The organism is Dokdonia sp. PRO95 (genome assembly GCF_000355805.1).
GTDB lineage: Bacteria > Bacteroidota > Bacteroidia > Flavobacteriales > Flavobacteriaceae > Dokdonia.
In genome coordinates this window covers 2,205,476-2,231,232 of the sequence record NZ_CM001837.1, presented here as the reverse complement: position 1 = coordinate 2,231,232, position 25,757 = coordinate 2,205,476, and the positions used below count along the sequence as shown (strand labels likewise).

Here is a 25,757-nt window from a genome sequence, read left to right as displayed (position 1 = left end):
TTTAAATTTTATAACTAGAGATTAGATTAATCTATTCTAGTGATTTTTGCTCCTATTGCTCTAAGACGCTCATCTATGTTTTCATAACCACGGTCTATTTGCTCGATATTATGAATAGTAGAAGTTCCTTTTGCACTTAAAGCTGCAATAAGTAATGAGATACCGGCACGTATATCTGGCGATGTCATTGTGGTAGCCTTAAGCGTAGACTGGAAGTTATGTCCAATCACAGTTGCACGATGCGGATCACAAAGTATCACTTTTGCTCCCATATCTATAAGCTTATCTGTAAAGAACAAACGGCTTTCAAACATTTTCTGGTGAACCATTAGTTCGCCCTTTGCTTGGGTTGCCACTACAAGAATAATACTTAAAAGATCTGGAGTAAAACCTGGCCATGGTGCATCAGAAATAGTCATAAATGAACCATCAATATATGATTCCACCTGATAACCCTCTGTATGTGCAGGAATGTAAATATCATCTCCTTTACGTTCTAGCGTAATCCCTAGTTTTCTAAAGGTATTAGGTATAACACCTAGATCATCCCAGCTTACATTTTTAATAGTAATCTCACTCTTAGTCATTGCAGCAAGACCTATCCAAGATCCTATTTCGATCATATCTGGTAATACTCTATGCTCGCAACCACCTAGTTTCTCTACTCCTTCTATAATAAGCATGTTAGAGCCTATCCCTTGGATATTTGCTCCCATGCGTACCATCATTTTACAAAGCTGCTGTAAATAAGGCTCACAAGCGGCATTATAAATTGTAGTTGTTCCTTTTGCAAGTACAGCTGCCATTACAATGTTTGCAGTACCAGTCACAGATGCTTCGTCTAGTAGCATGTATGCACCTGTAAGTCCTTCTGGAGCCTCTACACCATAGAATCGCTCCTCACGGTTGTAGCGAAATTTTGCTCCAAGTTTAATAAAACCTTCAAAGTGGGTATCAAGACGTCTACGTCCTATTTTATCTCCTCCCGGGCGAGGAATATATCCTTTACCAAAGCGAGCTAGTAATGGCCCTACAATCATTATAGAACCACGCAGACCACTTCCTTCTTTCTTAAACTTCTCACTTTCTAGGTACTCAAGATTGAGATCATCTGCTTGAAAAGTGAATTCACCTTTGGCTATTTTCTCCACCTTAACGCCTAGATTTTGCAAGATCATGATGAGCTTGTTTACATCTATAATGTCTGGCACATTACTTATGGTTACTTTTTCAGGAGTGAGTAATACGCCGCATAAAATTTGTAGTGCCTCATTTTTTGCTCCTTGTGGTTGGATGTCGCCCTTAAGCTGGTGACCTCCCTCGATCTGAAATGTTGCCATAGTTAATTAGAAATATATATTTTTAGTAACGCTTCTTGCGGTTATTGTTGTTGTTTTTTGAGTAGCTCCTCTTCTTAACAGGATTATCGGCAGCTTTTGCTTTCTTATTTGCTCTTATTAATCTGTCGGAATCTCGTAATTCTTCATCACGTTCTTTGAGATTAATCTCACCATTACTTAGCTCAAATAAATGATCAAATATCACATCATCATCTACCGTATCTTTATTCCAATTTAAGAAACACTTTTTCATGTGATTTGCAATGGTCATTGCAAGTCCTTCTCGCATTTCTCCTTTTTCCCAGCCTACGGCTACATCAATCATACGTTTGATGTTATTACCATAAAATCGGTATTTAGGGTGATTTTGTGGGTATTCTAAAGGTTGTGGACGCTCTGCAAGCTCCTCTCTTGATGGTTTACCATATGGAGATTCTACATCAAGTTGAAAGTCAGACATTATAAATAACTGATCCCAAAGCTTGTGTTGAAAATCTGGCACATCACGCAAGTGTGGTTGTAAATTACCCATTACCGCTATGATTGCCTTAGCTGTTTTATTACGCTCATCTGCGTCTTCCATTGCCGTCGCATCATTTACCATTTTCTGTATATGGCGCCCGTACTCGGGTATGATGAGATGATCTCTCTCCGTATTGTACTCTAATTGATCTATCAATTGTAAAAAATTAAGTGAAGTCGTCCTCTAAGTAAAGACATGTGCAAAATACTAAAATTTGTGTAAACGCATCTAGTCTTTAGTAAATTGATAACATTACGATAAAAAAAGGTTTTTATTGTAATTTGAGATTACTTTGGGCGTGACCACAAGGGTCGGGCTCTACGTTTATACGCTTCGGCTGCTTTCGCTATCGCTTCAAGAGCCTGCAGGGTAACCACTGCGATCCCTCACGCAGATATAGTGATGCTACAAAATAGTGGTGATTAATTACATTTTCGCGAAAGCGTATTTCTCCTTAAAGTGAAATAACGCCTTCTATCTTCCCTACCTCTTTATACTTTTCTATGACAACATCAGGATTGTCTAAACGTACGTTTATAGAAACACTTGTGTACTTACCTGTGCGAGAGACATTCTTTTTTATTACTGCACCTAGATGGTTAAAAAGCCCTTCTATTTGTGCTTCTTTTTCTGCATTTGCAGGTACAATAAACTTATATAAGTAAGGTGCGGGCCAGCTAGAAGTTTCTTCTAGTTGTGTCCTTAATTTTTTATAAAACTCTTCTGGGTTTTTATTTGAACTCATGGGTATATATTATAATACAAAGGTACATAAATCGCGTTCTTTGTAGTTTGCTTAATTTTGCTAAAAAGACTACCATTTTTATGCCAAAACGTATACTTCTCATAGGAGGTCCATCTACCGGAAAAACAACATTGCTTAATCACCTAGAACAACTAGGATACCCGTGCCTTGAGGAAATCTCCAGACAAGTAATAAGCCAGGCTCAAAAAGAAGGTATTGACCAGTTATTTCTAGAGAAACCTCTGCTTTTTTCTGAGCTTCTGAGAGATGCTCGCATACAGCAACATAAAGAAGTAGACTCCTATATAACAGACACCGTTTTTATAGACAGAGGGATTCCTGACACTGTGGCATATATGGATTTTATAGGGCAAGAGTATCCCGAGGCATTTGTTCAAGCGTGTAAGACCTACACCTACGATATTGTTTTTATACTGCCCACATGGGAGAAAATACACAAAGTAGATCAAGAGCGATACGAGACTTTTGAACAAGCTCAAAAAATTGAAAAACACCTTGTAAAAACATACCAAAATTATGGGTACGACCCTATTGTAGTACCACTGTCTCCAGTAGAAGATAGAGCTGCATTTATTTTAAAAACGCTAGCACTTGAGTAATCAAGCGCAAGACATATTACAACAATATTGGGGTCACTCCACCTTTAGACCTCAACAAGCAGAAATCATTAAAAATGTGCTTGATGGAAATGATAGTATCGCATTATTGCCTACAGGTGGTGGGAAGTCCCTATGCTATCAATTACCAGCATTAATACTTGACGGGATTACGATAGTGGTATCGCCGCTTATCGCCCTTATGAAAGATCAAGTGATGACTTTGCAAGAAAAAGGAATCAAAGCCCTCTCAATCACCAGCGGAATTTCCTTTAGTGATCTAGACAGCTTACTAGATAATTGTATTTATGGAAATTATAAACTCTTATACCTCTCACCAGAGCGATTACAGCAAGACCTCGTAAGAGAAAGAATTAAACTCATGAATGTCTCTCTTATTGCGGTAGATGAGGCTCATTGTATTTCACAATGGGGACACGACTTTAGACCTGCATATAGACAAATCTCTCAACTACGCGCTCTCAAACCTTCGGTGCCATTTATAGCGCTTACGGCTACAGCAACACCTAAGGTGCTTAAAGACATTACAGAACAGCTAGAATTACAAGATCCACAATTATTTAAAACCTCCTATCACCGTCCTAACCTCACATACAATGTTGTGCAAGCAACAGACAAGTTTTATCAACTAGAAACAATCCTTGCAAATACAAAGGCTAGCGCTATCGTTTATGTGCGTAATAGAAAAGCTACATTAAACACCGCTCACTTTATAAAAGGTAGAGGCATCTCTGCCACTTCTTATCATGGTGGAATGTCTCGTGATGAACGTCACAAACAGTACCTAGCGTGGAGAAATAATAAAGTGCAAGTCATGGTTGGAACGAGTGCCTTTGGGATGGGTATTGATAAAGCAGATGTAGCAACTGTGGTACACTTAGAAATACCAGATAGTATAGAAAATTACTTTCAAGAAGCAGGAAGAGCAGGAAGAGCAGGACAACAATCGCAGGCAGTACTTCTTTACAATGAAAATGATGAAGTAAGGCTAGATAATCAGTTTATAAAAGTTATCCCTCAGGTAGCAGATATAAAAAAGATATATAAACACCTCAACAACTATTTTCAAATCTCTTATGGTGAAGGTCAAGAGACACTGCATCGTTTTAACTTTAGCGAGTTTTGTGCAACCTATAAGCTTCACACTATACTTACGTTTAATGCCCTTCAAACGCTTGATCGCAATAGTGTCATAAGCTTGTCACAAGAATTTACAAAACGCGCAACAATCAACTTTAAGGTAAATGACTTTGCACTTTCTTACTACTTAATACGCAATAATCAGCTAGATGATGTTGTGAAGGCGGTTCTTAGAACTTACGGAGCTGTTTTTGAACAAGTAACAAATATTAATTACAGTATCATAGCTACAAAGGCTAGTAAAACGATAGAACAAGTACATCAAGTTTTACTTACTCTTGAGAAAGATGACATTATAGATTATGAGCATCAAAACTATGATACCGCAGTCACCTTTCTTGTGCCTAGGGATGATGACAGAACAATAAACGTGATCGCTCCATATATCAAAGCACAAGCGAGTTACAAGAGAGACCAAGTAGAAGCAATAAAGACTTACCTTGCTACAGACAATGTTTGTAGAGCGATACAACTTATGCAGTATTTTGATGAAACATTAACCACACCTTGTGGTCACTGCGATGTATGCACAAATGCCACAAATCGAATTTCAAGAACTGCCATAGACAGTGCTATCATAGATATCTTAAGAGAAGGCCCAAAAACTTCTCGAGAAATATCACAACTAGACTACCCACAACAAGCTATAATTAATACGATTCGACTACTTTTGGATCAGAAAAAGATAGCCATTTTGGCAAATAACACCTACACCTTATTATGAGAGATTTACGCATAGTTTTTATGGGTACACCAGAGTTTGCTGTAACCATTTTAAATGGCCTACTAGAAGAAAAGTATAATGTAGTGGGAGTAATTACCGCTCCAGATCGCCCTGCAGGAAGAGGACAAAAAGTAAGAGAAAGTGATGTAAAGGCATTTGCTAAGACTAAAAACCTAAACATCTTGCAACCTACAAATCTTAAAAGCGAGGAGTTTTTAAAAGAATTAAAAGCTCTTAATGCAAACCTACAGATTGTAGTTGCTTTTAGAATGCTTCCAGAAGCTGTGTGGAAAATGCCGGCTTATGGAACCTTTAATCTTCATGCTTCTCTATTACCTCAATATCGTGGCGCTGCACCTATAAACTGGGCTATTATTAATGGGGATACAGAAACTGGAGTAACCACTTTCTTTATAGATGAAAAAATTGATACCGGTGAGATTATTTTACAAGAGAAACTTGCTATAGGTGACAAGGAAAATGCCGGCGCTTTACATGATCGCCTTATGATTGCAGGTAAAGACCTTGTAGTAAAAACTGTTAAAGCAATAGCGAGTGACGAAGTAACCACATTTGTACAAGACTCCTCAAAAGAATTAAAGACTGCTTACAAGTTACATAGTGAAAACACAAGAATAAACTGGGAAGCTCCTCTTCAAGATATTTACAATCACATAAGAGGCCTGAGCCCTTATCCAGCTGCCTACACTATGCTCGAAAATGGAGGAAAAGAGCAACGTGTAAAAATTTATAGCGCTTTCGCGAAAGCAGAAAAAGAGATGTTTATTCCATCTGGAGCAGTAACCCAAGTAGATGATCATCTAGCTATCGCAACGCCAGAAGGTTACATTTGCATCACCGAAATACAGCTCTCTGGGAAGAAAAAAATGGCTGTTAAAGACCTTTTAAACGGATACAAATTTGATAAAAATGCAAAAATGCGCTAAACCCTTGCTCCTATTGGTGTTAAGGGAATTATAAAAAGAGACTGCCTTTATCAACAATTGGCTTGACTTATTAACAAAAGCGCTCATTTCCCTTGCTATTGCTTGCATAGGCAATTAATTCGGATAAATTTGTTAGGGAATTAAGCATTTAGCTTAACCAACAATTTAATTAATTAACAATTTACATTATGAACAAATCAGAATTAATTGACGGAATGGCAGAGCACGCAGGTATCACTAAAGCTGCAGCAAAAAAAGCATTAGAATCTTTCTTAGGAGATGTTGAAAAGACTCTTAAAGATGGAGGACGTGTTTCTCTTGTAGGTTTTGGATCTTGGTCTGTTTCTAAGCGTAACGCACGTGAAGGAAGAAATCCACAAACTGGAAAAACTATTAAAATTGCAGCAAAGAACGTAGTAAAGTTCAAAGCTGGATCTGAGCTTGCAACTTCTGTAAACTAGTCAGTTTTAACTGTTATATAAAAAACGGGTAGCTCACGCTACCCGTTTTTTTTTGCTTTACACCGGCTTCTATTGAAAAGCGCAGTTTTATTGGTAATCCATTAGTGATGCATAACATTGTGGATTATTTCGTGATGGTAATAAAGGTTTTTAGAAAATTTTCGCGAAAGCGTAATTATATACTTTCTAAATATAGCAACTTACGAAATACAGTACAGCAAGTAGAAATGTAGACAAGGCAACTTTCTTAAGCTCAGGATCGAGTAATGCGTGTGCAGATGTATTTCTTACGGTAAACATATGCCTAACTAATGGTATAAAAGCGATGAGAGAGATACAATCGAAAATATGCGTAGCTGTAAGCAGTAAATAAGAAACCCAGCTTAAAAGCCCTAAGAGAAACAGCGCAGCATGATATTTTTCTGCTCCTGCTGCTCCTAAAACAACAGCAAGTGTGTTTTTACCTACCCGAGCATCTGCTTCACGATCTCTCATATTATTAAGATGCAACACCATAGTAGATAATGCACCTATAGTAAGCGCGGGAAGTATCTGTATAAAATTAATATACTGTGTAAATAGAAAGAAAGATCCTAGTACACCCACGAGACCGAAGAATATAAATACAAAAACATCTCCTAAGCCTCTGTAACCGTAGGCACTTTTTCCTACTGTGTACTTTATAGCAGATACGATAGCGGCAATTCCTAAAAGGAAGAATAAGACCGAAAGCAAGAAGTGATCTACGCCAAAAGAGACATAAATTAAGAGTAGTACTATGACCACGGTAATAATTGACGTAATTACGATTGCCTTCTTAAGATGTTGTGCCGTTAGAAGGCCGCTTTGCATGGCTCTTGCGGGCCCTACACGCTCTGCATTATCTGTTCCCTTAACCCCATCACCATAATCATTTGCATAATTAGATAAGATTTGAAAACCTAAGGTAGCAAGTATGGCTAGTATAAAAATACTCCAGTTAAATGCACCTTCTTGCATTGCAAGTCCGCCTCCTACAAGAATCCCAGCTATAGAAAGTGGTAAGGTACGAGGACGGGCGGCACTAAGCCAAACTTGGAATGAGGGCATAATATTTTTTAAGTGCGTAAATGTACTATTTTCTTTGGGCTTCTACCCTTCTCAAATTTCAAAAGGATTCACTAGCTTCGTAATGATTAAAAATAATCTCATGATGAATATAAAGTCTATAGTCGCACTACTCTTTGTTGTTGTTTCAATATCAAGCTGTAAAGAAAAAGAAACTACAGTAACGCAGGCTGAAGTGGAAAGAAAAACTCCTTTTCTCTGGGAAGCTTCAAATATGTATTTCCTACTTACAGATCGTTTTAATAATGGCGACACAAGTAATGATGTCAACTTTGATAGAACTCAAGAGAGTGCTGTACTTAGAGATTTTATGGGTGGTGACATCAAAGGAATCACACAGAAAATAGAAGATGGCTATTTTACAGATCTAGGGATTAATGCCATCTGGTTTACTCCAGTTGTAGAGCAAGTACATGGAGCAGTAGATGAAGGCACAGGTGTTACTTATGGTTATCACGGTTACTGGACCAAGGACTGGACTTCACTAGACCCTAACTTTGGTACAAGAGAGGACTTGCAAAAATTAATAAGCGCAGCACATCAAAAAGATATACGTATCGTTATGGATGTGGTACTTAACCACACAGGTCCAGTTACAGAGCAAGATCCATTCTGGGGTGAAGATTGGGCACGAGAAAATCCTAATTGTGCTTTCAGCACCTATGAAAACACTACTGCTTGCAGTCTTGTAGAAAACCTTCCAGACATCCTAACAGAGAGTGATCAAGAAGTCACACTTCCTACTACATTAGTAGCAAAATGGAAGTCTGAAGGACGTTATGATGAAGAAATGGCTGAGCTTGACTCTTATTTTGCAACAAATAACCTCAAGAAAACACCACGCAATTACATTATAAAATGGCTTACGGATTATATACGTGATTTTGGAGTAGATGCTTTTAGAGTTGATACTACAAAACATGTAGACGAAGCCTCATGGGTGGCATTAAGAGCACAAGCAGATAAAGCCTTTGCAGATTATAAAGCAAATAATGAAGACAAAGTGATAGATGATAATGACTTTTTCATGTTTGGAGAAGTGTATAATTACTCTATAGATAGAGGTCGTTCTTATGATTTTGGAGATAAAAAGGTAGATTACTTTGCAAATGGCTTTGACAATCTCATCAACTTCCAATTTAAATATGATGCTCAAGGAAGCTATGAACAGTTATTTAGCAAGTATGCAGCAATCAAGGATTCGATCTTTAGCGATAAGAGTTTTGTAAACTATGCTACCTCACATGATGATGGACAACCATTTGATAAAGACCGAAACAAAGCTATAGAAACAGGTACTAAGCTATTATTAACTACGGGGATATCTCAGGTTTATTATGGTGATGAAACTGCGAGAGAACTCACCATAGAAGGAACAAATGGTGATGCTACATTAAGGAGCTTCATGAACTGGGAAGATATTGAGAACAGCACTACAAATAATGTTCTTAGCCACTGGCAAAAGCTAGGTACATTTAGAAGAGATCACCCTTCGGTAGGTGCTGGTACTCACGAGATGCTAAGTGCAGCTCCTTATGTTTTTAAAAGATCATTTGATAAAAATGGTCTGACAGATACTGTGGTCATAGGATTAGACTTAAATATCGGGGTGAAAGAAATTCTGGTGGGTAACGCTTTCGCGAAAGCGCAAACTGTCAAGGACACCTACTCAGGACAAGAAGCTAGTATAATCGACGGCAAGATAACTCTTGATACTCCATATGATATTGTTTTACTAGAGGCTGTAAAAAACTAATCATCTAGCTGCTGAAGAAATGAAGCCAGCACTTGAGAAATCCCTAACTCCATAGAAGGACTTGTTATGGAGAGGTCCTTTACGTCAAAGTTTTCTTGAAATGAAGGAAAGCTAAAACTCTCTGCTATAACTCCTCCAAAACGAGGGGCAGTACTCTTCATATACTCAAGCGCAGAAGAAGCTCCTCTAGCCCCAGGAGAAGTACTCACTAAGAGGATTTTTTTATTTGCTAAGAAATTCCTGTCTGCACGAGAAAGCCAGTCTAGAATATTCTTAAAAAAGGCAGATATCATCCCGTTGTGCTCATTTACTCCTATGATAATACCAGAAGCCTCAGCAATCTTATTTTTTATGATTTGAACATCAATTGGAATTCCTCGTTCTTGTTCTAAATCTAAATTATACATAGGAATATCATAATCTAAAAGATGCAAACGCGCCGCGGGTTGAGATTGAATCGAATTGATAATATAATCTAGCAACATACTATTTATAGATGTTTTGCTATTACTTCCTGATAGTGCAATTATTGTTCCCATAGTTTCATAAAAAAAGCCACCCGAAGGTAGCTTTTTTTATTAACTATAAAAGTTCTTTTTAAAGACTCACTGTAAGCGTCGCAATCACTGATGTGTTATCACGGTCTACTGTAGCCTCATTTGTTAATCCTGTACTGTATAGAGAATTAGTGCGCTCTTGAGAGAATGTATCGTACGCTACGTCTAGTTTTATCTTTCCAAAATTATAACCAACTCCTGCAGAGTAACCAGATAAATCGCCTACTGTAGTCTCATCTTTAAACGGACTATCCTCATAGCGGTAACCACCTCTAAAACTCCATGCTTGAGATCTAATTTCTCCTCCAAGTTTATAAGAATTTACTGGTTGTAATAAATTATCTATTGCTGCATTTTGAGCATTAAAGAAAGAGTCGCTTTCTGGTCTAAAGCTTAGGTTTGTATAATCTTTATAAGAATAATCAAAGCTTAATAAACCTTGCTGTCCAAAAAGATATGCCACACTTCCTGTATATTTTCCAGGAGTTTTAATTTCATAATCCTCATAGATATTAGTTACCCTAGGGTTAATCACTGTATTGAACACTCCTGCATCATCTATTGCAGTAGTAGAAACACTTTGATTAGTCTCTTCGCTTATAGTTGTCCACGTAGGTGAATCATAAGTAAAACCAACCCTTAAGTTTTCTCCAGCTTTATAAATACTTCCTAATTGAAAAGAAAACCCGCTACCTATGGTTCTTAAATTATTTTCAAAACGTATGTCAGTAATATTTGTAAAACCTTCATCTGCCCCAACATTGTTTGATTCAAACAAAACTGTAGACTGATTATAATCAATAAAGTGAGAATTTAAATTTAGACCTAAATAAAGATTTTCATCATACTGAGCTCCTATATTAAATGACGCTTTACCACTATAACCCGATGATGCAAAGATGTACTCTTGGTCATAATTTTCGGCAACGGTATTTACAAAATACTCAGTATTACTTAAATCATTTGATACAGGATCCAAAATAAATGATTGAAATCCTAATAATGCTTGTTGAGCTCCAAAACCTTCAGTCTCTCCAAGAAATTGATACAAATCAGCTACCGATTCACCATCAACAGTTTCAAGCAAGTCAAGCGGCACTCCCTGTGCAAAGTCACTAAAGTAACTGGAAATAGAATTTGTATTATTTCCGACAGCTGTATACTGATTATCAAGATTTGATGTTCGATCATAATTGAAGCTAAGAGAAACTTTATTCCACTTAGAATTACCTGAACCTCCTATAATAAATACACCTCCAGCCTGATTTATAGATAAATCAGAGTCCGAAACGTTTGTAGTGTTGCCTAAATATCTAGTATCATTATCGTAGTTATCATTAACGATAGAAAGTGATACTGTACCTCTGGTAAATACAGCACTCGCTGCAGGATTATCTCCTATTGCACTTAAATCTCCACCCAAAGCACCGAAGGCACCTCCCATGGCTCTATAACGAGCTGTTCCTGTCACATTTGATGACGTATATAGAAGTGCATCAGAAATAGTCTGTCCGAAAGATGTTCCCGTAGCCACTAATGCCGCTATTAAAATTAATTTTTTCATATATAAAACTTATGTTGTAAACTATATCAATTATCCTCTACGCCCACCGCTTCTTCCAGAAGATCTTGACGACGATCCGCTACTGCTTCTTGACGAAGAAGAAGATCGAGAGTAAGAACTACTTCTTGATGAAGATCTGCTAGGCGTGGCTGCTGGTCTTGATGGTCTCGAGGCTGGTCTTGATTTAGTTCCGCTAGGTCTTACCGGACGTGAAGGTCTAGATTGAGTACCAGATGGTCTTGAAGGACGACTTGGTCTTGTTGTATTAGGTCTACCTCTTGTTACACCATCTCGATTTGCACTTGTAGGTCTACCTCCTCTAATTCCATCTCTGTTAGTACTTGAAGGTCTTCCTCTAGTAACACCATCACCATTAGTAGATGATGGTCTAGCTCCTATAACACGAGTACTTGTACCTCTATTTCTAGAATATGTATTTCTACTTGTAGGACGTGTTGTTCTTCCAGAAGCCGAACGTAAACGAGATCTTGAAGATGAGATAGCATTTATTGCATTACCTCTTCTACCTATATTTGCGACAGAAGATCTTCTACCTGCATTGTAAGCTACACGACCTCTATAATTTCTACCATAATTAGGGTAGTAGTTATTATTAAAATTATTACCATGGTAAAAGAATGGGCGATTATATGCGTACCCGTATCCTCCATAACCATAAAATGGGTTAATAAATCCTCTATTAAAGCCGTAACCCCATGGTGACCAGAATCCGCCTCCCCAAGCATTTCCGTAGAATCCTCCGCCCCATCCGTAACCGTAGCCTCCAAAGCCTCCCCAGTTATTGAATCCCCAAAAAGGCGTATTGTTATAAATATTAACTTCTACATCTTGAGCTTCATCTCCCCAGGCTGCATAGCCCGTATTAGTTTCAAAACTAGCTCCATCAACATAGATTTCTGTCCCAGCCTCTGAAGAATAGGAGTCTATATCAGTAAATATAGCACCATCTTCCTCTAAATCGCTAAGCTCCTCCACACCTTTCTCGAAGTAATTCTTATAAACTTGAGAATTTGATCCATTAGAAACTTCTTGATTAGAATTACTTACCACATCAGTTTGAGAACTACTATAAATCCCGTCTTCATCATAAAAATTCTGACTAGAACCACAACCTATCATAAGTACTGAAGTGACAGCTACAAATGACAAATTCTTCGTGGTGCGTATAAGAGAAGTATAAAATTCCATATCAATAATGTTTTAATTGTTGCTTGATTCAAAAATACCTAATTTCGCTAGGTATTTTTACAACCAAATTAACACAACATTTGTGCCAAAATAAGTTTTATGGGCAAGAACCTCACAAAAAGAAGTGAAGATTATTCTAAATGGTATAATGAATTAGTAGTTCAAGCAGACCTAGCAGAAAACTCAGCGGTGCGCGGCTGTATGGTTATCAAACCATACGGATATGCTATCTGGGAGAAAATGCAAGCAGAACTTGATCGCATGTTCAAAGAAACAGGACATGAAAACGCATATTTCCCGCTATTTGTTCCTAAAAGCCTTTTTGAAGCAGAAGAGAAAAATGCAGAAGGATTTGCAAAGGAATGTGCAGTAGTTACACACTACAGATTAAAAACAGATCCTGAAGACTCTAGCAAACTTATAGTTGACCCCAATGCAAAATTAGAGGAAGAACTTATCGTTCGACCTACTAGTGAGGCTATTATATGGAATACTTATAAAGGATGGATTCAATCATATAGAGACCTTCCACTATTAATAAACCAATGGGCAAACGTAGTACGCTGGGAAATGCGAACTCGCCTATTCTTAAGAACCGCAGAGTTCTTATGGCAAGAAGGCCATACAGCGCACGCAACTAAGCAAGAAGCACTTGTAGAGGCAGAATTGATGAATAACATCTATGCAGAATTTGCTGAGAATTTCTTAGCGATTCCTGTAGTTAAAGGTGTAAAGACAGAAAGTGAACGTTTTGCCGGGGCAGATGAAACCTTTTGTATCGAAGCACTTATGCAAGATGGGAAGGCCTTACAAGCTGGCACATCACACTTTTTAGGTCAAAATTTCGCGAAAGCGTTTGATGTGAAATTTACAACAAACCAAGGAAAACAAGAGCATGTATGGGCAACATCTTGGGGTGTATCTACACGCCTCATGGGAGCGCTTATAATGACCCACAGTGATGATCAGGGACTTGTTTTACCTCCTAATCTCGCCCCGTTTCAAGTAGTAATTGTACCAATATATAAAGGACAAGAACAACTTGATGCGATATCTCAAGTGGCAAATGAAATTGTACAAGACCTCAAACTTCACGGAGTTTCTGTAAAGTTTGACAATCGTGATACACATAAACCAGGTTGGAAATTCAACGAGTATGAGCTCAAGGGTGTTCCTTTAAGAATAGGAATAGGACCTAAAGACCTCGAGAAACGAACAGTAGAACTTGCTAGGCGCGATACTCTCACAAAGGAGTTTGTAGCCAAAGAGGATATTGTAGAGACTGTAGTAGACCTTCTTAAAGAGATACAAGAAAACCTATACACAAAGGCAAAAAACTATAGAGATACACACGTAACGCCTGTAAATGACTTTGAAGAGTTTAAAGAAGTTCTTGAAACTAAAGGTGGCTTTCTAAGTGCTCACTGGGACGGAACAGTAGAAACTGAAGAAAAAATAAAACAGATTACAAAAGCAACTATAAGATGTATACCTATGGATGCTGTTGAAGAAGAAGGAAAATGCGTTTTTTCTGGCGCTCCTTCTAATCGTAGAGTACTGTTTGCCAAGGCTTATTAAAATTTTTTAAAAAAAAGTTTGAAATTGGCTTGCAACATCTAGAAATATGTTTATTTTTGCATCCGCAATTTAAACGTTGTTCTAGGCCCGTTCGTCTATCGGCTAGGACGCATGGTTTTCATCCATGTAAGAGGGGTTCGATTCCCCTACGGGCTACACATTTTGAATTAATGAATTCTGAAGGTAACACTTCAGAATTTTTCTGGCCCGTTCGTCTATCGGCTAGGACGCATGGTTTTCATCCATGTAAGAGGGGTTCGATTCCCCTACGGGCTACAATTTTTATAATTACTAGAAAAAACAATAATGGCAAATCACAAGTCAGCTTTAAAGAGAATTAGAAGCAACGAAGCTAAGCGTCTTAGAAATCGTTACCAACACAGAACGACTCGTAACGCGATCAAAAGACTACGCGATATGACTGAGCAAAAAGATGCACAGGCTTTATATCCTGCTGTAGCTTCTATGATTGACAAGTTAGCTAAACGTAATATCATTCATGATAACAAGGCAGCTAACCTTAAGTCTAAGCTTGCAAAGCACGTAGCAGCTCTTTAATAGCACTACGATTACGATATACAGAGAACTTCTATATTTCTATAGGGGTTCTTTTGTTATTTACGAAGTAGATAGGTGTTACTAGCGCTTTCGCGAAAGCAACACTCCACTACAACTTTTACATACTGAAATTAATACCGCAAGAATTTCTTGCAACTGATTAGGCTAACCTCTGACGATACGCGTGAATGTTGCCCTAATGTAAAACCACTTTAATATCCATAAAATGGAAGATTTAGTAAAATTCGTACAAGACGAATTCATCCCAAAAAATGATTTCCCAACCTTTTCTGCTGGTGACACAATTACAGTGTACTACGAAATTAAGGAAGGTGAAAAAAGTAGAACACAGTTCTTTAGAGGAGTTGTGATTCAATTAAGAGGAACTGGAAGAACTCAAACATTTACAATCCGTAAAATGTCTGGTACTGTTGGTGTGGAACGTGTATTCCCACTTAACCTTCCTGCAATCCAAAAGATTGAAATAAACAAGAAAGGTATTGTACGTCGTGCACGTATCTTTTACTTTAGAGGTCTTACTGGTAAGAAAGCTCGTATTAAAGAAAGACGTGGCGCTTAAGCTACCACAATATTTTACTAAAAAGCTCCATCATAACGATGGAGCTTTTTTTTTGGATACAATCTTAACAATTGGAACGTTCTAGAGTGTTAGAACCTGAATACAATCATAGTACAACGTCACTTATACAAACAGACAATTAATACCTAATAAGCTATATTGATAAGTAATAAACTATTTCAAGAACAAACCTTGACAATCATATTATAGATTAATCACAAAAAGATGCAGCCCTTCAACACCAAAAGCAAATAAGTATCCACGACTTCAGAAAGCATCAATTAATCACTTTAACTACTCAAATGGATTTGACACGCAATTAATTATTAAATTCTTGATAATTATCACAGTATTCACACTCCTTATCATTGCAAATAACCTTAGTGATTTGGTATATTTGCTAGGCTCGACTTACGAGTAATTTTCAATAGATTTACTAAACAAATATCTTCTAAATGGCAACAGAAAAGACCACTATAAAATACACACTCACGGATGAAGCTCCTATGCTTGCTACGCATTCATTTCTTCCTATTATAAAACGTTTCACCAAGTCTTCTAATATTGATATGGAGCTAGTGGATATTTCTCTAGCTGGTCGTATCGTTGCAAATTTTCCAGATAACCTGACAGAAGATCAAAAACAAGAAGATGCATTACAAGCGCTAGGCGAACTAGCAAAAAAACCAGAAGCAAACATCATCAAGCTTCCTAACATCTCTGCTTCTATACCTCAGCTTACCGCTGCTATAAAGGAATTACAGAGTGATGGATATGATATACCAGATTTTCCAGAAGAACCAAAAACTGACGAGGAAAAATCTATACGCGCTAGATATGCAAAAGTGCTAGGTAGTGCTGTAAACCCAGTATTACGTGAAGGTAACTCAGACCGAAGAGCACCTAAGCCAGTAAAGCAATATGCGAGAAACAACCCACACAGTATGGGTGCATGGAGTGAAGATTCTAAAACTCACGTCGCGACGATGTCTCACGGAGATTTTAGAAATAATGAAAAATCTGTTACCATAAAAGAAGCAGGTAATGTGCGTATTGAACACGTAGCTGCAGATGGAACTGTTACTGTTCTTAAAGCCAACACACCAGTTCTAGCAGAAGAAATTATAGACGCTTCTCTTATGGAGAAGAAAGCTTTGATTTCTTTCCTTGAAGAGCAAGTGGTTGATGCAAAAGAAAAAGACATTCTCTTCTCCCTTCACATGAAGGCGACTATGATGAAGGTTTCTGACCCTAAGATATTTGGACACGCAGTACGTGTGTTTTTTGCACCAGTGTTTGAAAAGTACGCAACTACTTTTGATAAATTAGGAGTAGATGTAAATAATGGATTTGGAGACTTAATTTCTAAAATTGACGAATTACCATCTTCAGAAAAAGAAGAAATTCTAGCTGCTATAAAAGCTTGTTATGATGCAAGACCAGATCTTGCAATGGTAAATTCTGATAAAGGAATTACAAACCTACATGTTCCTAGTGATGTTATCATAGATGCATCCATGCCAGCAATGATACGTGCATCTGGTCAAATGTGGAATGCAGAAGGAAAACAACAAGATACAAAAGCCGTAATTCCGGATAGTAGTTATGCTGGGGTTTTCCAAGAAACTATAGATTTCTGTAAAAGACACGGAGCTTTTGACCCTACAACAATGGGTACCGTTCCTAACGTAGGTCTTATGGCTCAAAAAGCTGAAGAATACGGATCTCACGATAAAACTTTTGAAATACCAACAGCTGGAGTAGTACGTACAGTAGATGACGCAGGAAATACATTAACAGAACACAAGGTTGAAGAAGGTGATATCTGGAGAATGTGTCAAGTAAAAGACGCTCCTATCCGTGACTGGGTCAAGCTTGCTGTAAGTCGAGCGAGAGCTACGGGTGTTCCTGCTATATTTTGGCTAGATCAAGAAAGAGCACATGATGCGCAACTTATTAAGAAAGTAAACCTTTACCTAAAAGATCACGATACTGATGGTCTTGATATTCAAATCATGTCACCAGTACTTGCTACACGTTTCTCTTTAGAACGTATCAAGAATGGACAAGATACTATCTCTGTAACAGGAAATGTACTTCGTGATTATAACACAGATTTATTCCCTATTCTAGAAGTAGGAACTAGTGCAAAGATGCTATCTATCGTTCCTCTTATGAATGGTGGAGGATTATTTGAAACTGGAGCTGGAGGATCTGCTCCTAAGCATATCCAGCAGTTTCTAGAAGAAGGTCACCTGCGTTGGGATTCTCTTGGAGAATTCTTAGCACTAGCAGTATCTCTAGAGCATGTAGCAACTAGCCGTGGTAATAATCGCGCTCAAGTTCTTGCAGACACGCTAGATGAAGCAACGATTAAATTCTTAGAAAACAGAAAATCTCCTTCTCGTAAAGTAAACGAGCTCGATAACCGTGGTAGTCACTTCTATCTTGCACTTTACTGGGCACAAGGACTTGCTGCACAGACTGTAAATGCTGACCTAGCTTCAGAGTTTGCACCTGTAGCTAAGGCTATGGAGGACAATGAGCAAACTATTATTAATGAGCTTAACGCGGCACAAGGTAGCCCTCAAGATATAGAAGGTTACTATAGTGTAAGTAGTGAGAAAACATTTGCAGCTATGCGACCAAGTACGACATTTAATGCAATTATCGATTAAATTATAACGCTTTCGCGAAAGCGTACAAAGCTATTTAAAAGCCTCTTCTAGACAGAAGAGGCTTTCATTTTTTTAACAAGTTTAATTAAATTATTGTCGTTAGCTTTACTCAAAACTATAACATGAAAAAGTTCTTTACTTTACTCTTTCTCTTAGGAGTTACTCAGCTTTCATTGAGTCAAGAAAAGTACACACTCAGTGGTACAATCACCGATAATTCAAGTAATGAGACTTTAATTGGTGTAAGCATATTATTTCCAGAATTAAATGATGGTGTAGTTACAAATTCTTATGGGTTCTACTCCATTACATTGCCCGAGGGAATCTATCAATTACAAGTAAGCTACTTAGGATATACAGATGTAATTGAAACGGTAAATCTCACAAGTGACATACGTCGCAATTTTAAACTCACTCCATCTGAAGAATTGCTTAACGAGGTTGTTATAGAAGAAAAAGTAGAGCGAGTGCGTATACGTAACCTCAAATGAGTGTAAATGCATTAAGTGCGGCTACGATTAAACAAATTCCCGTAGTGCTTGGCGAAGCAGATGTTATTAAAGCAATTTTATTACTTCCTGGAGTTACAAGTGCTGGTGAGGGTGCTTCCGGGTTTAACGTGCGCGGTGGTGCGGCAGATCAAAATTTAATCCTACTTGATGAGGCCACTATATTCAACTCCTCTCACCTCTTCGGGTTTTTCTCAGTGTTTAACCCTGATGCGATTAAAGATTTAAAACTTTACAAAGGCGGAATCCCTGCACGTTATGGTGGTCGAGTCTCATCTGTATTAGACATTTATCAAAAAGAAGGTAATAGCAAAAATGTAAAAGTAAGCGGAGGAATAGGCGCTGTCGCAAGTAGATTACTTGTAGAAGGACCTATTGTAAAGGACAAAGCTGCGTTTCTACTAGGAGGACGAGCGTCATATGCTCATTTATTTTTACCCTTATTTGATATAGACAACAAGGCATACTTTTATGACCTCAACACTAAGATTAACTACAATATAAATGACAACAATAGTTTATATCTCTCAGGGTATTTTGGTAGAGATCTCTTTAGTATAGATGATAGTTTTAAAAATGTTTACGGCAACGCCGTAGGCAATGTGCGATGGAACCACATATTTTCTGACAAACTCTTTTCTAACGCCTCCCTGATTTATAGTGACTATTATTATGGTTTAGATCTTGACTTTGTAGGCTTTGAGTGGAACTCAGGTATCAACAACATTAACCTTAAGTACGATCTTACTCATTACTTGAATGATAAAATGAAGATTTACTCTGGGATAAATAATCTATACTACACATTTAATCCTGGCCGCATAAAACCTAATGGACCAGATTCTGGTATTATAGAAGAGCAACTCACAAAAAAATATGCAAATGAGTTTGCAGCCTACGTTGATGTTGAGCACAAATTGTCTAAAGACCTCACTGTAGAATACGGCCTGCGATACAGTAATTTTACACGCCTTGGTCAAGATGAGATCAATATATATAGAGATAATCAAGCTGTCACTTTTGATCCATTTTTGTTAATTTATAAAAGTGAAGACCCAATAGGTACAGATACTTCCTTATCAAGGAGTGACAAGCTTGCAACTTTTAATTCATTAGAGCCTAGAGTTGCTGCATCTTACGCCTTTAATGATGATACCTCTATAAAGGCCAGTTACACAAGACTCGTTCAATACCTTCATTTATTATCAAATACAAGCTCCCCTACTCCATTAGACATATGGACACCTAGCGGTCAATTTATACAACCTCAAAAACTAGATCAATATGCTTTAGGATATTTTAAAAATTTTGAAGTTAAAAACACAGAATACACACTAGAAACAGAGGCTTTTTATAAAAATATTGATGGCAGAGTAGATTATATTGATGGCGCACAACTTATCGCAAATGATGCTATTGAGCAAGTAGTATTACAAGGCGAAGCAAGAGCATACGGCTTAGAATTTTTGTTAAGAAAAAATGATGGCGACCTTAAAGGATTTATATCATATACACTCTCAAAATCTGAGCAGCGTACCCCCGGGAGAAATGAAAATGAGTTAGGTATTAATAGAGGTCAATGGTATAACACCCCTTATGACAAAACTCATGACATCTCTATGAATCTAAGCTATGAACTCAGTAAGAAGTGGAAATTTGGTAGTAACTTCCTTTTTCAAACAGGACAGCCTACAAATTTCCCCGTAGGACAATTTGAGTTTCAAGGTATTGTTATTCCAACATATGGTCCTCGCAATAAACAACGATTGCCATCTTATCATAGACTGGACTTAAGCGCAACGCTAACTCCTAGTGCAAATGAAGGTCGCTCATGGCAATCCGAATGGATTTTTAGTCTTTATAACGCTTACAATAGACGAAATGCTGCTTCAATTAACTTCAGGCAAAATGCAGAAACTGGAAACAATGAGGCCATTAGAACTTCTATTTTTGGAGTAATACCAGCAGTAACTTATAATTTCAAATTTTAAGATTATGAAATATTTCTTTTTAACCCTCGCACTACTTTTTGTTGCTACTTCTTGTGAAGATGTAGTAGATGTAGATCTAGAAAATGAAGATCCACGACTCATTGTAGATGCACTTATTAGAATAGATACTGCACAAAATCTAACAGATGCAACTATAAAAGTTTCTTTATCATCTTCATTTTTTGGAGCTATAGAGCCTGCCTCAATTGAAAATCTAGAATTAAGAAAAGAAAATGATGGCAGTAGTGTTCCATACGAGCCTATTCCGGGTTCTCCTGGGTCGTATAGACCTTTTAGCACAACAACTTCTCCTGTATCAGATAATAAAATTGTCACGAGCTGGTTTGAAGACGAGAGTGACTTTCTTTTGTATGTTACTTACCAAGATCAATTATATCTAGCAAGAACTTCATTTGCGCCTTCTTCTCCTATTGATTCTGTCACTCAGGGTGATGGAGGACTCTTTGACGAAGATGACAAGGAAGTTATTGTTGCATTTACAGATATTGACGCTCAAGAAAACTATTATCTCTTTGATTTCGGCTTTAATGAATTCTTACCTACCGAAGACCGCTTTTATGAGGGACAACAATTTGAGTTCTCTTATTTTTATGATGCAGAAGATACTGGTATAGCAACGGGAGACGAAGTAAACATTAGTATTCTGGGAGCTACAGAAGACTTCTTCAACTACATGAATGGTCTCGTAGAACAGAGTCAGCAGGGAGATAATGGACCTTTTCAAACCCCAACAGCCACCGTAAGAGGAAACTTTCTTAATGTAACAGATATAGACAACATAGATCAGTTTGATAACGTAAATAGACCAGATGCTTTTATCTTAGGCTACTTCTCGCTATCACAAGAATTTACGACAAGCTTCGTTATAGATGAGTAATTTTCTTTTTACGCTTTCGAGAAAGCGTACTAATAACATACTTCTACATTTTATTTTATTACTTGATTACCTACATTAGCCCTTATGATTAAAAGTATTTTATCCTTTACATTATTTGTAGTTACAACCACGCTTCTATTCTCACAGCAAGATATACCCCAAGACTATTTTGTTAATCCGCTAGATGGGCAGCTAGTCCTTGCTGGAAGTTTTGGAGAACTGAGAAGTAATCACTTTCATAGTGGGTTAGATTTAAAAACACAAAGAAGAGAAGGGCTACCAGTGTATGCATCGGCGGCAGGTACGGTTACACGCATTAAGATATCGCACTATGGTTATGGGAAGGCCATTTATGTTACACATCCTAATGGGTACACTACCGTTTATGGACACCTTCAAAAATTTTGTGATGAGATAGAAGAATTTGTAAAAAATGCTCAGTATAAAAAAGAAAGCTTTGAGATAGAGCTTTTCCCTAAAAAAGGCGAACTAGAGATAGGTCAAGGTGAGATTTTGGCATATAGCGGTAACACTGGAAGCAGCGGCGGACCGCATTTACATTTTGAAATCAGAGATGCAAATGAACGCCCTATGAATCCATTTTTGTTTGGACTTACTGCGAAAGACACGCGTAAACCTACTATTAATGAACTACGCGCGTACCCTTTGAGAGAAAATGCATCTATTAATCAAAATGCAAATCCAGTGTCTGTGAGACTCACACAAAAGCCTGATGGCAGCTACCTCGCCGAAAATCTTAAAGCATATGGAGAAATAGGTTTTGCAATAGGCACCATAGATCAACAAGATTTGGCCAATAACAAAAATGGTATATACGCTATTACCACAGCTGTAAATGGTCAAGAAAACTTTGAAGTTACTATGGATAAATTTTCATTTGCAGAGACTCGCTACCTCAACAGAATGATTGACTACGGCTTATATAAAGACAAGCGCAAAAGGGTTCAAAAACTCTTTATAGAAAGAAACAATCCATTGAGTATTTACACTAAACAAGTAGATAATGGTATCCTTGATATAATAGATAGTCTATCTTATCAATATCAAATAAATGTACGTGACTATGCAGGTAATAATGTAATCATTAACGTACCTATCACGGGTAAAAAAGAAACGATAACACCTGCTGACAAAAGTGCAATAAAGGATTATGTCTATAGTGACCAAGGATATACATACAATGACGGCAAATTTGACGTTTATATTCCAAAAGGTGCATTATATGAAGATACTTTTCTCAATTTAAAAACAGAAGGAGACAAACTTACATTGCATGAAGATTTAATCCCTGTACATAAAAACATCACAATCTCTTATGACTTATCTGGTTACAACGAAGACGATCGAGATAAGCTTTATTTGGGAAGAATAGGCTATAAAGGCGACGTTTATTACAGTAATACCAGAATAAAAGACAATAAATTACAAATAAGTACACGTACATTAGGCGATTATACGATAGCAAAAGATACAGACTTACCTATTGTAAAAGCCATAAACGTTACAAAAAGTAAATGGATGTCTAAGTACAGATATCTCAAGTTTGAAATAACAGATCTTACTAGCGGCATTAAAGGCTATAGAGCTACTGTAAATGGGAACTACATTCTACTCGAATATGACCCAAAGACTAAGCGCCTTACTCATGATTTTAATGACAACGTGGTGACAGACACAAAAAACAATCTAAAACTTATTGTAACTGACAATGTAGGAAATAGTACTACATTTGAAACTACCTTCTTTAGAAAATCTTCCATTTGAAAAAAAACTACATATTCCTAATAATTACGTTTCTAATGGCTACGGCTACTAGTCTAGCACAAACTGCTATCCTACGAGGCATCGTAATTGACGACAAGAACACTCCAATTCCTGGAGTATCTGTTTCCTATGGAACGGATGGAACAACTACAAACGACAATGGTTTTTACCTACTAGAAATACCTTCAGGTGAGGAAGTAACTATAAACTTCACCTATGTAGGCTTTAAGAAAATAACGCAACCTTTTAACCTCTCCCCTAATGCTGAAGTAGAGTTTAATCCAGTGTTGAAAGAGGATGTAGAGCAACTAGGAACTGTAATTATAACGGCAACTACACAACAACGCGTTGAGGGTGTTGTGACAATATCTCCCGAAGTTATTAGAAAAACACCTGGAGCAAATGCTGGAGTAGAAAATTTATTAAAATCCTTACCGGGCGTAAGTAACAATAACGAGCTGAGCACACAATATTCTGTACGTGGTGGCAACTTTGATGAGAATCTCGTATACGTAAATGAGATAGAAGTGTACAGACCTTTCTTGGTAAGATCTGGACAACAAGAAGGATTGAGTTTTGTAAACAGTGATCTCGTCCAAAATGTGGCTTTTAGTGCCGGTGGCTTTCAAGCAAAATATGGAGATAAATTATCCTCGGTTTTAGATATAAGCTATAGAAGGCCTACATCTTTTGCCGCTAGTGTAGACGCAAGTTTACTAGGAGGAAGTATATCTGGTGAGGGAATAACAAAAGATGGTCGTTTTACAGCACTCGCAGGTATACGCTACAGAGACAATAGCTTGCTTGTAGATGCAAAGCAGACAGAAACAAACTTTAGACCCCGTTTTTTTGACGCGCAGACCTTCTTGACCTATAAGTTTTCAAATAAATTTCAATTGGACTTTCTAGGAAATATTGCTGTAAATAAATACGATTATGAGCCACTTACGAGGCAGACTAATTTTGGAACGCTAGCAGATCCTAGAGCGCTTGTTGTTTTTTATGAAGGTCAAGAAAAAGATAAATATGAGACCTACTTTGGAGCATTAAAAGGAACTTATGAACTTAATGAGCATACGACATTAAAACTATTAGGCTCTGCATATCACACACAAGAGCAAGAGTATTTTGACATTTTTGCAAATTACCGTTTGGGAAGACCTAACACTAACATAGGAGATGAAAATCTAGGAGAAGTAGAATTTACTCAAGGTATAGGTTCTCAACTTACTCATGCACGTAATGATCTTGACGCACTATTTATTAATCTAGAGCACAAAGGAACATACTTAAAAAACGACGATCAGCTCGATTGGGGAATTAAATATACTAGAGAAGATATACGAGACCGTCTTGAGGAGTATGAAGTAATAGATTCGGCTGGGTTTTCAATTAGACCTCCCATAAGTGAATTTGTAAACCAGCAACCTTATGAAGCTTTTGACGCTCCTCTCGAACCCTTTACAAATATAAGAGCACGCAACAATGTTCAAATTGATCGCATCTCTGCTTATGGTCAATACAGTAAAAGAATAGATTGGGGAGAACGTGAAGTGTGGATTAATGCAGGAGTAAGAGCCCAACAATGGACTGTAAACGGTGACGGTATAGAAAGTAACACGCAAACTATAGTGAGCCCTAGAGCTCAGATAAGCTTAAAACCAGGCGGAAGTGAGGATATGATCTTTAGGCTATCAGGAGGTCTGTATGCACAACCTCCACTCTATCGTGAGTTAAGAGATTCACTAGGTCAAGTACGCCCAGAAGTAAAAGCTCAAAAATCTTATCATATTGTAGCTGGACACGATTGGAGCTTTAATATGTGGGAACGTCCTTTTAAACTAGTTACAGAAGCTTATTACAAAGGACTTACTGACGTAAATCCATATACCTTAGAAAATGTACGCATAAGATATAGAGCGACTAATAATGCCACTGCTCGATCGTACGGTCTAGATACAAGGCTTAACGGTGAGTTTGTACCGGGAACTGAAAGTTGGATAAGTCTTGGCATATTACGCACAGAAGAAAATATAGATAATCAAGGCTATATACCTCGACCTACAGACCAGCGATTAAAGGTTGCTTTCTTATTTCAAGATTATGCTCCTAGTATACCAAATCTTAAATTATACATTAACATGGTATATCAAACAGGATTACCTGGAGGATCTCCAAGTTATGCAGACCCATATCAATTTGCAGAGCTACCGAGATTACGAGATTACTTTAGATCAGATATCGGTATAAACTATGTCTTCACAGATGCAACAAAGCCATACCCAAAGGGACACTGGCTTCATGTATTTAAAGATCTAACTGCGGGATTTGAAATCTATAATATATTTAATAGACAAAACTCGATTACAAATACCTTTGTAAGAGATGCTAGTACGAGACAACAATTTGCAATCCCTAATTTTCTATCACCTAGAGTCTTTAATGTAAGAATGTCTGCAAAGTTCTAAA

19 protein-coding genes, 2 tRNA genes and 1 pseudogene are annotated in these 25,757 nt (G+C 37.5%); 15 read left to right on the top strand and 7 right to left on the bottom strand.

Annotation, left to right across the window (positions count from 1 at the left end; all coding sequences use genetic code 11):
• Positions 1–26: 26 nt before the first annotated feature.
• The 3 genes from murA to D017_RS10075 form a co-directional block, all read right to left on the bottom strand.
• A complete protein-coding gene (murA, locus tag D017_RS10085; protein ID WP_035336323.1) occupies positions 27–1,340 on the bottom strand; it encodes a UDP-N-acetylglucosamine 1-carboxyvinyltransferase in 1,314 nt (437 codons plus the stop codon).
• Between the two features lie 22 nt (positions 1,341–1,362).
• Positions 1,363–2,019, bottom strand: coding sequence for a DUF4290 domain-containing protein (locus tag D017_RS10080; protein ID WP_035336322.1), 657 nt, complete (start codon positions 2,017–2,019; stop codon positions 1,363–1,365).
• A gap of 298 nt (positions 2,020–2,317) precedes the next feature.
• Positions 2,318–2,608: a DUF493 family protein gene (locus tag D017_RS10075; RefSeq protein ID WP_035336321.1), complete on the bottom strand. Its 291-nt coding sequence runs from the start codon at positions 2,606–2,608 to the stop codon at positions 2,318–2,320.
• An 80-nt stretch (positions 2,609–2,688) separates the two neighbouring features.
• Here D017_RS10075 and D017_RS10070 point away from each other — a divergent pair, with 80 nt between their 5' ends.
• From D017_RS10070 to D017_RS10055, 4 genes are all read left to right on the top strand, one after another.
• On the top strand, positions 2,689–3,228 hold the full coding sequence (locus D017_RS10070) for an ATP-binding protein (protein WP_035336320.1): 540 nt from the start codon (positions 2,689–2,691) through the stop codon (positions 3,226–3,228).
• A complete protein-coding gene (locus D017_RS10065) occupies positions 3,221–5,110 on the top strand; it encodes an ATP-dependent DNA helicase RecQ (RefSeq protein ID WP_035336318.1) in 1,890 nt (629 codons plus the stop codon). Before D017_RS10070 ends, D017_RS10065 begins: the two co-directional genes overlap by 8 nt.
• The gene (gene fmt, locus D017_RS10060; RefSeq protein WP_035336317.1) at positions 5,107–6,057 is read left to right on the top strand and encodes a methionyl-tRNA formyltransferase; all 951 of its coding nucleotides are present in this window, start codon (positions 5,107–5,109) and stop codon (positions 6,055–6,057) included. Before D017_RS10065 ends, fmt begins: the two co-directional genes overlap by 4 nt.
• A 188-nt stretch (positions 6,058–6,245) precedes the next feature.
• Positions 6,246–6,518, top strand: coding sequence for an HU family DNA-binding protein (locus D017_RS10055; protein WP_013751630.1), 273 nt, complete (start codon positions 6,246–6,248; stop codon positions 6,516–6,518).
• A gap of 186 nt (positions 6,519–6,704) precedes the next feature.
• On the opposite strand, the gene menA is transcribed toward D017_RS10055, so the two are convergent.
• Positions 6,705–7,607 (bottom strand): 1,4-dihydroxy-2-naphthoate octaprenyltransferase, encoded by a 903-nt coding sequence (gene menA / locus D017_RS10050; RefSeq protein ID WP_035336316.1) that lies wholly within the window; start codon positions 7,605–7,607, stop codon positions 6,705–6,707.
• Positions 7,608–7,707: 100 nt separating this feature from the next.
• On the opposite strand from menA, the gene D017_RS10045 reads away from it, so the two are divergent.
• Positions 7,708–9,381, top strand: a complete 1,674-nt coding sequence (locus D017_RS10045) for an alpha-amylase family glycosyl hydrolase (protein WP_343215415.1) — start codon at positions 7,708–7,710, stop codon at positions 9,379–9,381.
• Here the strand turns inward: D017_RS10045 and D017_RS10040 are convergent.
• From D017_RS10040 to D017_RS10030, 3 genes are read right to left on the bottom strand one after another with little or no spacing between them, the layout of a single operon-like run.
• Entirely contained in the window at positions 9,378–9,920 is a 543-nt protein-coding gene (locus D017_RS10040) for an NADPH-dependent FMN reductase (protein WP_035336315.1), read from the bottom strand. The two genes, D017_RS10045 and D017_RS10040, sit on opposite strands and share 4 nt — an antisense overlap.
• A 58-nt stretch (positions 9,921–9,978) precedes the next feature.
• The gene (locus tag D017_RS10035; protein ID WP_035336314.1) at positions 9,979–11,502 is read right to left on the bottom strand and encodes an outer membrane protein transport protein; all 1,524 of its coding nucleotides are present in this window, start codon (positions 11,500–11,502) and stop codon (positions 9,979–9,981) included.
• A gap of 30 nt (positions 11,503–11,532) precedes the next feature.
• Complete coding sequence (locus tag D017_RS10030) at positions 11,533–12,711, bottom strand: hypothetical protein (protein WP_035336312.1); 1,179 nt, start codon at positions 12,709–12,711, stop codon at positions 11,533–11,535.
• Positions 12,712–12,810: 99 nt separating this feature from the next.
• On the opposite strand from D017_RS10030, the gene proS reads away from it, so the two are divergent.
• The 10 genes and pseudogenes from proS to D017_RS09980 all read left to right on the top strand — a co-directional run bounded on the left by proS (position 12,811) and on the right by D017_RS09980 (position 25,756).
• A complete protein-coding gene (gene proS, locus D017_RS10025; protein ID WP_035336311.1) occupies positions 12,811–14,289 on the top strand; it encodes a proline--tRNA ligase in 1,479 nt (492 codons plus the stop codon).
• 84 nt (positions 14,290–14,373) lie between these two features.
• Positions 14,374–14,445 (top strand) — tRNA-Glu (locus D017_RS10020).
• Between the two features lie 48 nt (positions 14,446–14,493).
• Positions 14,494–14,565 (top strand) — tRNA-Glu (locus tag D017_RS10015).
• Positions 14,566–14,595: 30 nt separating this feature from the next.
• Positions 14,596–14,847: a 30S ribosomal protein S20 gene (gene rpsT, locus D017_RS10010; protein ID WP_013751623.1), complete on the top strand. Its 252-nt coding sequence runs from the start codon at positions 14,596–14,598 to the stop codon at positions 14,845–14,847.
• A gap of 226 nt (positions 14,848–15,073) precedes the next feature.
• A complete protein-coding gene (gene rplS / locus D017_RS10005) occupies positions 15,074–15,427 on the top strand; it encodes a 50S ribosomal protein L19 (protein WP_035336310.1) in 354 nt (117 codons plus the stop codon).
• A gap of 455 nt (positions 15,428–15,882) precedes the next feature.
• Positions 15,883–18,105: an NADP-dependent isocitrate dehydrogenase gene (locus D017_RS10000; RefSeq protein WP_035336308.1), complete on the top strand. Its 2,223-nt coding sequence runs from the start codon at positions 15,883–15,885 to the stop codon at positions 18,103–18,105.
• Between the two features lie 122 nt (positions 18,106–18,227).
• A pseudogene (locus D017_RS09995) lies at positions 18,228–20,605 on the top strand (TonB-dependent receptor).
• Positions 20,606–20,609: 4 nt separating this feature from the next.
• Positions 20,610–21,503, top strand: a complete 894-nt coding sequence (locus D017_RS09990) for a DUF4249 family protein (RefSeq protein ID WP_035336307.1) — start codon at positions 20,610–20,612, stop codon at positions 21,501–21,503.
• 84 nt (positions 21,504–21,587) lie between these two features.
• Positions 21,588–23,288, top strand: a complete 1,701-nt coding sequence (locus D017_RS09985; RefSeq protein WP_035336306.1) for a M23 family metallopeptidase — start codon at positions 21,588–21,590, stop codon at positions 23,286–23,288.
• A 35-nt stretch (positions 23,289–23,323) separates the two neighbouring features.
• A complete protein-coding gene (locus D017_RS09980; RefSeq protein WP_051583870.1) occupies positions 23,324–25,756 on the top strand; it encodes a TonB-dependent receptor in 2,433 nt (810 codons plus the stop codon).
• Position 25,757: the final 1 nt, after the last annotated feature.